Below are 13050 nucleotides of genomic sequence, written 5' to 3' on the forward strand. Positions count from 1 at the left end.
GCCCGGGTAGCTTCCCGCATCCGCCGCTGCTGACAGCCCCGTCAGCAGCGGATGGTCCGGGCGCCGCGCCCGGCCTATGATGGCTGGTTTCCCGCCCGTCAGAGCCTCATGTCCGACTCCGCCACGACTCCTCCCGCCGACGCGCCGATGATCCGCGTGCGCGGCGCGCGCACCCACAATCTGAAGAACATCGATGTGGACCTGCCGCGCAACCAGCTGGTCGTGATCACCGGACTGTCGGGCTCGGGCAAGTCCAGCCTGGCCTTCGACACGCTCTATGCGGAGGGCCAGCGCCGCTATGTGGAGAGCCTGTCGGCCTATGCGCGGCAGTTCCTGCAGCTGATGGACAAGCCCGATGTCGACGTGATCGAGGGCCTGTCGCCGGCGATCTCGATCGAGCAGAAGGCCACCAGCCACAACCCGCGCTCGACGGTCGGCACCGTCACCGAGATCCACGACTATCTGCGCCTGCTCTATGCGCGCGCCGGCACGCCCTTCTGCCCCAATCACGATCTGCCGCTGGAGGCCCAGAGCGTCAGTCAGATGGTGGATGCGGTGCTGGCGATGGCGGACGAATCGAAGCTGATGCTGCTGGCCCCGGTCGTGCGCGACCGCAAGGGCGAGTTCGTCGAGCTGTTCGAGGAGCTGCAGGCGCAGGGCTATGTGCGCTTCCGCGTCGACGGCAGGACCGTCGAGGCGCCCGACTTCCCGGCGCTGAAGAAGGCCGAGAAGCACGATATCGACGTGGTCATCGACCGCATCAAGCTGAAGGCCGATGCGCACGAGCAGCTGCGCCAGCGTCTGGCCGAGAGCTTCGAGGCGGCGCTGCGCCAGGCCGAAGGGCGCGCGCTGGTGCTGAATATGGACAGCGGCGCGGAGACCATCTTCTCGAGCAAGTTCGCCTGCCCGATCTGCAGCTATTCGCTGCCGGAACTGGAGCCGCGCCTGTTCTCCTTCAACTCGCCGGTAGGTGCCTGCCCCAGCTGCGAGGGCCTGGGCCAGCTGACCGTGTTCGATCCCGAGCGCGTCGTTGCCTTTCCCTCGCTGAGCCTGGCCAGCGGTGCGGTGAAGGGCTGGGATCGCCGCAATGCCTACACCTTCTCGATGCTGGAGGCGGTGGCGGCGCATTACAAATTCGACATCGAGCAGCCGTTCGAGGAGCTGCCCGAGGCGGCGCGCCATGCGCTGCTGCATGGCTCGGGCGCCGAGGAGATCCAGTTCGTCTACGCGGCCGAGACCTCGACCGGCAAGAAGCGCTCGGTCAAGCGTTCGCACCCCTTCGAAGGCATCCTGCCGAACCTGCAGCGCCGCTTCAAGGAAACCGATTCGGCCGCGGTGCGCGAGGACCTGGCCCGCTATATGGCGCCCAAGCCCTGCCCGCATTGCGAGGGCTCGCGCCTGCGCCGCGAGGCGCGCCACGTCGTGCTGCAGCCGGCCGATGCGCCGGAGGGCTTCAAGGGCCGGCCGATCTACGAGGTCGAGCATTCGACCTTGCGCGAGTGCCTGGACTATTTCGAGGGCCTCAAGCTGAAGGGCGCCAAGGCCGAGATCGGCGACAAGGTCGTGCGCGAGATCAGCTCGCGCCTGCGCTTCCTCAACGACGTCGGGCTGAACTACCTGAGCCTGGACCGCAGCGCCGACACGCTCTCGGGCGGCGAGGCGCAGCGCATCCGCCTGGCCTCGCAGATCGGCTCGGGACTGACCGGCGTGATGTATGTGCTGGACGAGCCCAGCATCGGCCTGCACCAGCGCGACAACGACCGCCTCATCGCGACGCTGCGGCGCCTGCGTGACCTCGGCAACTCGGTGCTGGTGGTCGAGCATGACGAGGACGCGATCCGCGCCGCCGATCATGTGCTGGACCTGGGCCCCGGCGCCGGCGTTCATGGCGGGCGCATCATCGCCCAGGGCACGCCGGCCCAGGTGGCGGCCAATCCCGAATCGCTGACCGGCCGCTATCTGAGCGGCGCCGAAAAGATCGCCGTGCCCAAGAAGCGTCATGAGGCAGCCCAAGGCCAGCTGAAGATCGTCAATGCGCGCGGCAATAATCTGAAGGGCGTGACGGTCGAGATCCCGGTCGGCCTCTTGACCTGCGTCACCGGCGTCTCCGGCTCGGGCAAGTCGACGCTGGTCAACGACACCTTGTACGCGGCGGTCGCCAAGAAGCTCTACGGCAGCCATGCCGACCCGGCGCCGCACGACGAGATCGAGGGCCTGGACGCGTTCGACAAGGTGATCAATGTCGACCAGTCGCCGATCGGCCGCACGCCGCGCTCGAACCCGGCCACCTACACCGGCCTGTTCACGCCGATCCGCGAGCTGTTCGCCGAGATGAACACCGCGCGCGAGCGCGGCTACGGCCCCGGCCGCTTCTCCTTCAACGTCGCCGGCGGCCGCTGCGAGGCCTGCCAGGGCGATGGCGTGCTGAAGGTCGAGATGCACTTCCTGCCCGATGTCTACGTGCCCTGCGACGTCTGCCACGGCAAGCGCTACAACCGCGAGACGCTGGAGGTGCTCTACAAGGGCAAGAACATCACCCAGGTGCTCGACATGACGATCGAGGACGCGGCGGCCTTCTTCAGCGCCGTGCCGACCCTGGCCCGCAAGCTGCAGACCCTGCTCGACGTCGGCCTCGGTTACGTGAAGCTGGGCCAGAGCGCGACGACGCTATCGGGCGGCGAGGCGCAACGGGTCAAGCTGGCGCTGGAGCTGAGCAAGCGCGATACCGGCCGCACGCTCTACATCCTCGACGAGCCGACCACCGGCCTGCATTTCGCCGACATCGCGCTCTTGTTGCGCGTGCTGCACCAGCTGCGCGACGCCGGCAACACCATCGTCGTCATCGAGCACAACCTGGATGTGATCAAGACGGCCGACTGGCTGATCGATATGGGGCCCGAGGGCGGCGCGGGCGGCGGCCGCCTGCTGCTGGCCGGCACGCCGGAAGAACTGGCCGCCTTCGAGGGCAGCCATACCGGCCGCTATCTGAAGCCCCTGCTCTGAGCAAGGACCGAGGACAAGCGCTGCGGCTTGTCCGACGCCTTGCGAAGGACTTCCCGCCTGCAAGCGGGCGGGCTGAGGCTCAGGCGCCGCGGCGGCGCCTGGCGATGTAGCCGACCGCCGCCAGGCCGGACAGCAGCAGCGTCCAGGTCCCCGGCTCGGGCACCGCCGGCATCGTCGTCGGCGGATTGATCGGCGGCAGGATCGGCTCGACCGTATCGGCGGGATTGCTGGTGCTCAGCTCGGGGCCGGGCGGCAGCGTCGGCACCGACATGCCCGGCAGGCTGGGTGCCGGCGTGTTGCCGATGAAGAAGTTGCCGGCGCCCGGCGGCGCGGCGGCCAGCAGGCTGCTCTCGGCGCCCGGGTTGGCCTGCTGGGCGAAGCTGCCCGGCACGACGGCCGGCTCGGGCTCCGGCGCGGCCGGCACACCGGCCGAGGTCGGCTCCATCTCCAGCTCGGTCTGCGGCTCGGCCGCGGCATGATGGGTCGTCGCCGGTCCGGCGGCGGCCGGCCTGGCGGCGAGGCGATTGATGCGGCTGACATTGCGGCAGACGGTCGGTACCAGGATGCAGTGGCCGTCCTCGCAATAGACCAGGCCGCGCTCCTCCATCGTCGCCGTCCACTTGCTGCGGGTGACGGTCGTGCAGACGGTGCCGGCGCCGAAGTGCATGTCGCGGATCTCGCTGCCGTAGCGCGCCTGGCCGCTGATCTCGTCGCGCTTGATGCTGACGATCTCGTCGTAGTCGCGCTTTTGCATGCGTGCCTTCAGCTTGGCCCGCACGGCGGCGGGGATGTCGACATAGCGGTCCACGGCGGCGACGACATCGCCCATGAAGGGATTCACGCCCGGGCGGTCCCAGGCGCATGCCGGCAATGTCGCGCCGGAGGCGGCCAGTGCAATCGATGCGATCAGTGACATGGTGATCCCGTAGGTGTGAGTCCGGCCGCCCGGCGGCCGTGGAGGCCACCGAGATGCCAGGTTGCTTGCTGTTGGTCTGCGTCCCTCGCGCCTGGACCGGACTCGGCCGGCCTTGAGCGTCTCGCGTGCTGCCAGTGTAGGCAGGCATCAGGGTTTTCCGGCTTGCGCGCCCCCCGTGGTCGGGGGAGCGCCCCACAGCGCGATCAGTGCGCTATGTCACGTTTTGCGCCGCTTCGATGCGCGCGCCCGCTCTGCTAATCTGCACGCCGCACGCACGCCTCTTCGTCCGCCTTCGCCGTTCCGCTCGCTACCATGCCCGCTCCCGCCCCCGCCACCACGCCGCCGCATGTGCTGTATGTCGAAGACGACCGCATCAACATCATCCTGATGGAAGAGGTGTTCCGGCGCCTGCCGGGCGATTGGCGGCTCGAATGCGCGGAGGACGGCGCGCAGGCGCTGCAGCTGCTCGAAGAACTGCGGCCGGCGCTGGTGATGATCGACATGCACCTGCCCGATATGGACGGCCTGACCCTGCTGGGCCGGCTGCGCGGCGATGCGCGGCTGCGCGACCTGCGCTGCATCGCGCTGTCGGCCGACGACGATCCGGCCGATATCGCCGCCGCGCGCGCTGCCGGCTTCGTCGACTACTGGCTCAAGCCGATCGACGTCGCGCGCCTGCGCGAGGCGCTCGAAGCCTCGCTGCGCTGAGCGTCGGCCCAAGAAAAAAGGCCCGGTGAACCGGGCCCTCTTGTGGAACCGCCAGCGCGAGCCGGCGATTGCGCGATCTCACTTCAGGTGGCTGTTGATCAGCTTGGTCATCTCGAACATATCGGCCTTGGCCTTGCCGAAGATTTCCTTCAGCTTGGCGTCGGCATTGATGACGCGCTTTTGCAGCTCGTCCTGCAGCTTGTTCTTCTTGATGTACTCCCAGACCTTCTTGGTCACGTCGGTGCGCGGCAGCGGGGCCGAGCCGACGATGGCGGCCAGGGCCGCGCTGGGGGTCATCGCCTTCATGAAGGCGGCGTTCGGGGTGCGCTTCTTGGCGGGAGCGGCTGCCTTCTTTGCAGCAGGCGCCTTCTTCGCCGGAGCGGCCTTCTTCGCGGGCGCGGCCTTCTTGGCCGGTGCCGCCTTCTTCGCAGGTGCCGCGGCCTTTTTGGCCGGAGCCGCCTTCTTGGCCGGAGCCGCTTTCTTCGCGGGCGCGGCCTTCTTCGCAGTTGCCATTTCGATTCTCTCCATCAAAAGTTGTTGATGTGCCGGGTCACGGGTGAAGGCCGCATAAGCCTTCAATTCTCTCTAGCACCCTGCGACGGCAATGGTACTGCTCCCCTCTGGCATTGAGAAGGCTTTCATAGGGGAAGAAGGCCGTATCGCACATCGATTTGGCCCTTGTTTACCCTTGTTTGTCGCGGCCTCGCATCATTTGCGCGGCGGCATCGCGCTTTTGCCGCGCGCCGACATCGCGCAATCACGCGATGTCATCGCGTCTTGCGGCGCGCTTGTCACCGCTGATCATTGCGCCGACGAGGTTCTCGCGATGGCGCCAGCTGGTGAAGGCGACGCCCATCCAATGCGCAAGCACCAGCGCCATGATCAGCCAGGCCAGCGCCGCATGCAGGTCCGCCAGCCACTGGTAGCCCCAGAGCCAGTCGCCGATATAGAGCATGCCGGTGACCGAGGCGGCCGCGCTGCTGGTCAGCAGCCCCAGCACCATCCAGCCGCCCAGCGGGTTGTGGCCGAGGTGGCGCGGCTCGCGCGCGGCGCACAGCCGCCGCGCATAGGTCCAGGTCGCGCGCGGCCCGCGCACGAAGCGCGCGAAGCGGGCATGGCCGCGGCCGACGAAGCCCCACAGCAGGCGGATCGTCACCGCCGCCAGCGCGACATAGCCGGCGCCATGGTGGATCCGATCGAAGCGGCCGCCGACCGCCTCGGGCCACTGGCCGCTAATCCAGCTCGTCAGCACCGCGGCGGCCAGCAGCCAGTGCAGCGCGCGCACCAGCGGGTCCCAGACCCGCTGCATCGGCCGCCCTGCGCTCACTTCGCCGGGGCCTGCTCGCCTTCCGGGTAGACGCGCTCGAAGGTCTTCGGATGGAAGAAGGCTTCGGCCTTCTGGCCCTTGCCATCGAAGCCATAGACCTCGTAGCAGTTGTTGAAGTTCTTCACCTGGCGCACCTTCCAGCCCTCGGACTCGAGCTTGCGCTGCAGTTCCATCTGCGGCTTCTTCTCTTCCTTGGGCACGACGGGGCAGGAGACATTGCCGTGGGCAAAGGCGCCGAGGCTGGCGGCGCAGAGAGCGATGGTGATCAGGGACTTCTTCATGGGTTTCCTTCGGGTCGGGTGGAACAAAGAACAATCAGTCAACCGGGCCACAGCAGGCGCGCATCCGCGTCGGCCAGGGTCCTGCAGCCGCTCAGCGCCATCGCGATCTCGAGCTCGTCGCGCAGGAGGCGCAAGGCATGGGCGACGCCCAGCGCGCCGGCCGCCGCCAGCGCATGCACATAGGGCCGGCCCAGCAGCACCGCGTCGGCGCCGAGCGCGATCGCCTTCAGCACATCGGTGCCGCGGCGGATGCCGCCATCGACCAGCAGCGGCACCTCGGGGCCGAGCGCCGCGCGCAGCGGCGGCAGCAGCTCGGCCGTGGCCGGCAGGGTGTCGAGCGCGCGGCCGCCGTGGTTGGATACGACGAAGCCGCTGACGCCGCGGGCCAGCGCCTCGCGCGCATCGTCGGCATGCGTGAGGCCCTTCAGCAGCAGCGGCAGGCGGCTGTGCGCGCGCAGCCAGTCGATCTCCGCCCAGGTGGCGGCACGCGGCAAGAGGCCGTCGAACAGCGCGCTCTGGCCCGGCTGCAGCGCCAGCGGCTTCTTGCGCCCACCCAGATTGACCGCGCGGACATCGTCCGGCAGCTTGAAACCGGCACGGCGTTCGCGGTCTCGCGCGCCATGCACCGGCGCGTCGACGGTCAGCACCAGCGCCTCGAAGCCGGCGCGCTCGACGCGCTCCAGCAGCGCCTGCATGAAGCCGCGGTCGTCGCGCCAGTAGAGCTGGAACCACAGCGGCCCCGCCTGCGACTCCGCCCGCATCGGCGCGGCGATGTCCTCCATCGCGACGCTGGCCTGGGCGCTGAGCAGCAGACCGGCGCCCTGCGCAGCGGCCGCATGCGCGATCGCCAGCTCGCCGTCGGCATGGAAGAGGCGCTGGTAGGCGATCGGCGCCAGCAGGATCGGATGCGGCATCTCGCGGCCCAGCAGCGTGACGCGCGTATGGCCGCCGGCCAGATCGCGCAGCACGCGAGGCTGCAGGCGGATCGCATCCCAGGCCGCGCGGTTGGCGCGCAGCGTGATCTCGTCGGCGGCGCCGCCGCTCAGATAGGCCCAGGCGCCGTCGTCGAGCCGCGCGCGCGCGGCCGCTTCGAAATCGGCCAGGTTGACGAGGCCCTCGGGCAGCGCCTCGATGCGCGGCGCCGGCCCGGTCATGTATCGGCCCACATGCGCAAGAGGTTGTGATAGCTGCCGGTCAGTTGCACGACCGCATCGCTCTCGCCATGCGCGGCGCGCAACTGCATCAGGCTCATGTCCATTTCGTAGAGCAGGCGGCGCTGCTCGCTGCTGCGCACCATGCTCTCGATCCAGAAGAAGCTCGCGAGCCGCTCGCCGCGCGTCACCGGCTCGACGCTGTGCACGCTGGTGCCCGGGTAGAGGACCAGGTCGCCGGCCTCGAACTTGATGCGCTGCTCGCCATAGGTGTCGGCGATGACCAGCTCACCGCCCTCGTACTCGCCGGGATCGGACAGGAACAGCGTGCAGGAGATGTCGGTGCGCACGCGCTGCGTGCCGCCGGGCAGATAGCGCACCGCCTGGTCGACATGCCGGCCGTAATGGTTGCTGGCGCCGGCATAGCGGTTGAACAGCGGCGGCAGCACGCGCTTGGGCAGGGTCGCCGAGAAGAACAGCGGGTGCTTCTCGAGCGCCTGCAACACGAGCGCCTGCAGCGCGCGCGCCTCTTCGCTGCCGGCCGGCAACTGCTCGTTGTTCTTGACCGTCGCGGCCTGCGCGCCGGCCGTCGCGCGGCCGTCCTGCCAGCGCGCGCGCGCCAGCAATTCCCGCGCTTCCTGCAGCGCCTGCGGGCTCAGCACGTTCGCGATCTTCAGCAGCATCGGCAAGCACTCATAGCCAAAAAGGCCCGGGTCGAGCCCGGGCCGTGCACGACATCAGAACTTGTAGGTTCCGGTCAGCGCCACCGTGCGGCCGGTACCGGGCACATAGAAGGAGGTGTACAGGGAGTCAGCATAAAGCTTGTTGCTAACGTTGTTCACATTGAGCCGGAACAGCAGTTCCTCCGGGATCACCGCGTACTCGGCCATCAGGTCGGTGGTGATGAACTTCGGCGCATAGAAGCCGGGGTTGCGGTTGGGCTGCTGGCCGCTGCGGCCGTTCAGGCCCAGGCCCAGGCGCAGCTGCGGCGTGAACAGATAGGTCGTCCAGAGGCTGCCCGAGTAGCGCGGCGTCAGCGACGGACGCGTGCCCTCGCCTTCGGCACCCGGCACGCCCTCGTCGATCTTGGCCACCGGCACCCAGGCGAAATTGGCCCAGATTTCCCATTCCGGCGTGACGCGGCCCAGCATGTCCACGTTCAGGCCGGCCGCATGGCGCTTGCCCGACAGCGTGACCAGATTGACCAGCGGATCGGTGTTGCGCTCGTGCAGCTTGGTGGTGCGGAAGATGCCGAAGCGGGTCGTCAGCTTGCCGTCGGCCGAGTCGATCTGGCCGCCCAGCTCGACGTTGACCGATTCCTCCGGCGGGATGTCCTGATTGGCCGCGGACAGCGAATAGGCATCGCCCGAGGTGTTGAACGAGGTCGCGCCCATCAGGTGGAAGGACATGCGCGCGCTCGGCTGGTAGAGCACCGCGCCGCGATAGCTCCACTCCGACACCTTCATCGAATACGGCGTGGTCGTGACCGGGCCCGGCGCATTGTTCGGGATCGTGTACTGCTTGTAGTCGCCATCCAGATTGTCGTAGCGCGCGCCGGCGACCAGCTTCCAGGCCGGTGCGACCTGGATCATGTCCTGCGCATAGATGCCCCAGCCCTTGGACACGTACTCGTTGTTGGTGCGGAAGCTGCGCAGGCTCTCGTCGCTGCTGGCGCCGTCCCAGGGCGTGCCGATGCTGGTGTTCGGCTTCGGCGGCACGACACCGCCCTGGGCCGCCGACAGCGCCGCATAGACCTGCTTCTTCTCATCGGCGAAGTCGACGCCCGCCAGCAGGTAGTGATCGACATCGAAGGCCTTGAAGCGGCCGCTGAAGTCGCTCTGCGCGGTCAGGGTCTGCATGTCCTGCTTCTTGATCTGCAGGCTGCGGCTCAGCACCGTGCGCTCGTTCAGCGTCGCCAGCGAGACGGCCTGACGGTCCGGCTGCTGCGCCGCGGCGGCGAAGCGCACCAGGCTGGCGCGCATATCGCGGGTGTACTCGGCATAGCGCACGCGGGTCTGCAGCTGCGCGTTGTCCGAGAAGCGGTGCGTGTGGCTCAGCATGCCGAAGTTGGCCGAGCCGTCGTTCATATCGCTGGCCATGCCGTAGTAGTTGTTCGGGTCGATCGGCACCAGGGTCGACTCGCCGACCGGCGAGCTGGCCGTCGGGCGGATCCAGGGGATGCCGTAGTTGACACCGTTCTTGTTGCTCAGGCCGTAGATCGTCGCCGCGAACTCGTCCTGCTCGTCGATGCCCCAGCGGTAGGAGCCGGCCAGGCCGCCCTTGTCGATCGAGCTACCGGCGCCGTTGCTGTCGGCGCGGTTCAGCATCGCGCCGACGCGCAGGGCCGAGCTCTCGCCGGTGCGGACATTGAAGTCGCCGACGCTGCGCAGATCGCCATGGCTGCCGATGCCGACGTCGATCTGGTTCGCGTTCAGCAGCTGGGCCTGCTTGGTCACCTGGTTGACCGCGCCGCCGGTCGAGCCGCGGCCGAACATCAGCGCGCCCGAGCCGCGCAGCAGCTCCACGCGATCGAGGAAGAAGGTGTCGCGGTCGTAGAAGGCCGGATCGCGCATGCCGTCGATGAAGACGTCGCCCGAGCCCTGCAGCGAGAAGCCGTTGATGCGGATGTCCTCTTCGCCGCCCTCGGCCGCCTGGAAGGTGATGCCGGCGGTGTTCTTCAGCACCTCCTTGACGTTGTCCAGATTGCGGTCGTCCATCACCTTCTCGGTGACGATGGTGACCGACTGCGGAATGTCGCGCAGCTCCTGCTGGCCCTTTCCGATGCGGGTCTCGGTGGCCTGGTAGTCGTCCTTGCCCTGGCGCTCGGCCGCGGCCTTGACGCGCACGACCGGCAGCACGCCCTCGTCGTCGGCGGCGGCGGTCTTCGCGGCGGTGGCGGCCGGCTTGGGCGCCTGCGCGGCGGCCGGCGGCGCGCTCTGGGCCAGCGCGGCCGAGGCCAGGCCGAAGCCGGCGGCCAGCGCGCCCAGCGGCAGCAGACGGGTGCTCAGCGGAGCGGCGGCCGCGCGGGCGGCGCGCTGCTTGTGTTTGCGGGACATGGGAACTCCTCGGATTTCTTGTGCAGGGCAGCGCGCCGCCTGCCTGCGGGAGGCGCGCCTTGTTGACGATAGGTGGCTGGCTGAAGCTGGACCGGATCCGCCGGCGGGCGGATCAGGGGCGCTCTGGCTCGCTGACGAAGCCGACTCGCGTGAGACCGGCCTTGCTCGCGTCGGCCAGCGTCTCGGCCACCACTCGGTAGGCCACGTTCTGGTCGGCGCGCAGATGGATTTCGGCTTGCTGCGGCTTCGCGCCCTCGGCAGCGAAGCGCTGGATGCTTTCGGCGCGGCTCAGCGGCACGCCGTCCCAGAAACGTTGGCCGCTCGCGTCGATCGCGAACTCGACCTTGGTCGGCTTCAGCTCGTTGATCTGCGAGCTGACCTTGGGCAGGTCCAGCTTGACCGCATTGGTGAGCAGCGGCGCGGTGACGATGAAGATCACCAGCAGCACCAGCATCACGTCGATCAGCGGGACCATATTGATCTCGGCCATCGGCGCGCTGGCGCGCTTGCTGTCGAAGGAGGCGAAGGCCATGGCAGCGACTCCCTGCGATCAGGCCGCGCTGGCCGGCTGCTTGAGCGGACGCACATTGGCCGCCACACCGGCACCGGGCGCCTCGCCCAGGGTCAGGAAGCTGTGCAGCTCGTAGGCGAAGGCGTCCAGCCTTGCGGTCAGCACGCGGTTGCCGCGGGTGAAGGCGTTGTAGCCCATCACGGCGGGGATGGCGACAGCCAGGCCGATGCCGGTCATGATCAGCGCCTCGCCGACCGGGCCGGCGACCTTGTCCAGCGTGCCGGCACCGCTCATGCCGATCGCCAGCAGCGCGTGGTAGACGCCCCAGACGGTGCCGAACAGGCCGACGAAGGGCGCGGTCGCGCCTATGGTCGCCAGCGTGGTCAGGCCCGACTCGAGCCGCGTCGTCTCCTCGTCGAGCACCTTCTTGATGGTGCGCGTGATGAAGTCGTTGGCCGAGCCGGCCTCGGCCAGCTTGGCCGCGCCATGGCGCGCATGGTGGGCCTGCGCATGCATTGCATGGGCGCTCAGGTGCGAGAACGGATCGCGCGCGCCATGGGTGCTGATCTCGGCCTGCACCGCATCCAGCGAGCGCGCATTCCAGAAGAAGTCCAGGAAGGCGTTGGCGCGCTTGTTGCGCAGGAACTGGGCGATGCCCTTGGCCAGGATCAGGCCCCAGGAAGCGATCGACATGACGATCAGCACGCCGAGCAGGAACTTGCCGACGACGTCGGCCTGGGCAATGAAGTGGCCGAAGCCGATCGGGTTGTTAACAGCGGTCGTGTCCATGGATCTTGTTCAGCGGTCGAGGTCGTAGGCCAGCGCGGCCTTGGTTTCTATTTCGATGGGCTTGCCGTCTTCGGTCTGCGGCACGAAGCGGGCGCTGCGGATGTCCTGCAGTGCCTGCTGGTCCAGGCGCTCGAAGCCCGAGCTCTTCAGCACCGAGGCGTCCTTCAGGCGACCGTTCACATCGACGACGATGCGCAGCACCACCATGCCCGACTCGTGCAGGCGCTTGGACAGCAGCGGGAAGTTCAGCTTGGGCTGAGTCAGATAGCGCACCGAGCCGGGTGGCACCTTCTTGGGCTGCGCTTCGGCCGGCGCGGCGACCGGCGCCGGCGGGGCCGGCGGCGCGGGCGCGGCCTGTACCGGCGTCGGCGGGGCCGGCTCCGGCGCCGGCGCGACGAAGCTCGGCGGGGCCGGCGTTGGCGTCGGCGCGGCGGCGATCAGCGAGGCCGGCGCCGGGGCGATCTTGCGCGGCTGCGGCGCAGGCGGGGGCGGCGGGGCCGGCCTGGGCGGCTCCGCCGGCGCGATCATGTCGACGATGATGGTCGGCGGTGTGCCGCTGATGACCTGGCGCACCGAGTCGATCTGCAGCAGCGCCCAGCCGCCGACCACATGGGCCAGCAGCACGCCGCCGGTCAGCCAGCGGCGCCCGTTGGGGCCCAGGTCATCGCTCTGCGCGGCCGGCGGCGCGCCCAACCGCAGCGGCGCCGCGGCAGCGGGCGGGGTCGGCGGCGACAGCAGTTCGTCGGGGCGGAGGGCGGCTTGGGTCACGTCGGTTCGTAAAGCAGTTCGAGCGGGATCGTAGCATTGAATGAGAACAATTCCCATTCTCCAGCCCCATTTGATGGCGTGCGCGCCACGCTTGTATGCTTGCCGCACCAATCATCGGACGCGCGGCCGGGCAGCAAGGGCCGGCGCGGCGACGGGCCGAACCGACCAACCGAGCATGCTTATGAAAACCCTGACCCGCTGGCTTTTGCTTGCCGCCGCCCTGCTGCTGGTGGCGCACCTCTACCCGGGCGTGACCGTCACCAGCTTCCCCTCGGCGCTGATCGCCGCTCTGGTGCTGGGCTTGCTGAACACCTTGCTGCGGCCGATCCTGGTGCTGCTGACCTTGCCGGTGACGGTGCTGAGCCTGGGGCTCTTCCTCTTCGTCATCAACGCGCTGATGTTCTGGGCCGCCGCCCATCTGCTCGACGGCTTCGCGGTCGCCGGCTTCGTCGCGGCGCTGATCGGCTCGCTGATCTACAGCCTGTGCGGCATGCTGATCGACGTGCTCATCGAGCGCATGTTCCCGGTCAGCGACTGAGG

13 protein-coding genes are annotated in these 13050 nt (G+C 68.8%); 3 read left to right on the forward strand and 10 right to left on the reverse strand.

Going from position 1 to position 13050, the window contains the following annotated elements; translation table 11 throughout:
* Positions 1-108 precede the first annotated feature (108 nt).
* A complete protein-coding gene (uvrA, locus tag QWJ38_RS01350) occupies positions 109-3003 on the forward strand; it encodes an excinuclease ABC subunit UvrA (RefSeq protein WP_290357239.1) in 2895 nt (964 codons plus the stop codon).
* Between the two features lie 79 nt (positions 3004-3082).
* On the opposite strand, the gene QWJ38_RS01355 is transcribed toward uvrA, so the two are convergent.
* A complete protein-coding gene (locus QWJ38_RS01355) occupies positions 3083-3919 on the reverse strand; it encodes an MHFG family PEP-CTERM protein (RefSeq protein ID WP_290357240.1) in 837 nt (278 codons plus the stop codon).
* Between the two features lie 312 nt (positions 3920-4231).
* Between QWJ38_RS01355 and QWJ38_RS01360 the strand changes: the two genes are divergently transcribed.
* Positions 4232-4627, forward strand: a complete 396-nt coding sequence (locus QWJ38_RS01360; RefSeq protein ID WP_290357241.1) for a response regulator — start codon at positions 4232-4234, stop codon at positions 4625-4627.
* 78 nt (positions 4628-4705) lie between these two features.
* Here QWJ38_RS01360 and QWJ38_RS01365 read toward each other — a convergent pair whose 3' ends face one another.
* The 9 genes from QWJ38_RS01365 to QWJ38_RS01405 all read right to left on the reverse strand — a co-directional run bounded on the left by QWJ38_RS01365 (position 4706) and on the right by QWJ38_RS01405 (position 12510).
* The gene (locus QWJ38_RS01365; protein ID WP_290357242.1) at positions 4706-5140 is read right to left on the reverse strand and encodes an SWIB/MDM2 domain-containing protein; all 435 of its coding nucleotides are present in this window, start codon (positions 5138-5140) and stop codon (positions 4706-4708) included.
* A 244-nt stretch (positions 5141-5384) separates the two neighbouring features.
* The gene (locus QWJ38_RS01370) at positions 5385-5936 is read right to left on the reverse strand and encodes a cytochrome b/b6 domain-containing protein (protein WP_290357243.1); all 552 of its coding nucleotides are present in this window, start codon (positions 5934-5936) and stop codon (positions 5385-5387) included.
* A 14-nt stretch (positions 5937-5950) separates the two neighbouring features.
* Positions 5951-6235: a PepSY domain-containing protein gene (locus QWJ38_RS01375; protein WP_290357244.1), complete on the reverse strand. Its 285-nt coding sequence runs from the start codon at positions 6233-6235 to the stop codon at positions 5951-5953.
* Between the two features lie 38 nt (positions 6236-6273).
* On the reverse strand, positions 6274-7389 hold the full coding sequence (locus tag QWJ38_RS01380; RefSeq protein ID WP_290357245.1) for an alpha-hydroxy acid oxidase: 1116 nt from the start codon (positions 7387-7389) through the stop codon (positions 6274-6276).
* Positions 7386-8069, reverse strand: coding sequence for a Fe2+-dependent dioxygenase (locus tag QWJ38_RS01385; RefSeq protein ID WP_290357246.1), 684 nt, complete (start codon positions 8067-8069; stop codon positions 7386-7388). Before QWJ38_RS01385 ends, QWJ38_RS01380 begins: the two co-directional genes overlap by 4 nt.
* A 54-nt stretch (positions 8070-8123) precedes the next feature.
* Positions 8124-10442, reverse strand: coding sequence for a TonB-dependent receptor (locus QWJ38_RS01390; protein ID WP_290357247.1), 2319 nt, complete (start codon positions 10440-10442; stop codon positions 8124-8126).
* Between the two features lie 112 nt (positions 10443-10554).
* Complete coding sequence (locus tag QWJ38_RS01395) at positions 10555-10974, reverse strand: ExbD/TolR family protein (protein ID WP_290357248.1); 420 nt, start codon at positions 10972-10974, stop codon at positions 10555-10557.
* Between the two features lie 18 nt (positions 10975-10992).
* Positions 10993-11742 carry a MotA/TolQ/ExbB proton channel family protein gene (locus QWJ38_RS01400; protein ID WP_290357249.1) on the reverse strand — a complete coding sequence of 250 codons (750 nt, stop codon included), beginning with the start codon at positions 11740-11742 and terminating at the stop codon, positions 10993-10995.
* A gap of 9 nt (positions 11743-11751) precedes the next feature.
* Positions 11752-12510: an energy transducer TonB gene (locus QWJ38_RS01405; protein WP_290357250.1), complete on the reverse strand. Its 759-nt coding sequence runs from the start codon at positions 12508-12510 to the stop codon at positions 11752-11754.
* 181 nt (positions 12511-12691) lie between these two features.
* Here QWJ38_RS01405 and QWJ38_RS01410 point away from each other — a divergent pair, with 181 nt between their 5' ends.
* Positions 12692-13048: a phage holin family protein gene (locus tag QWJ38_RS01410; RefSeq protein WP_290358034.1), complete on the forward strand. Its 357-nt coding sequence runs from the start codon at positions 12692-12694 to the stop codon at positions 13046-13048.
* Positions 13049-13050 lie beyond the last annotated feature (2 nt).

The sequence above is a fragment of the Roseateles violae genome (assembly GCF_030410485.1).
GTDB lineage: Bacteria > Pseudomonadota > Gammaproteobacteria > Burkholderiales > Burkholderiaceae_C > Roseateles_D > Roseateles_D violae.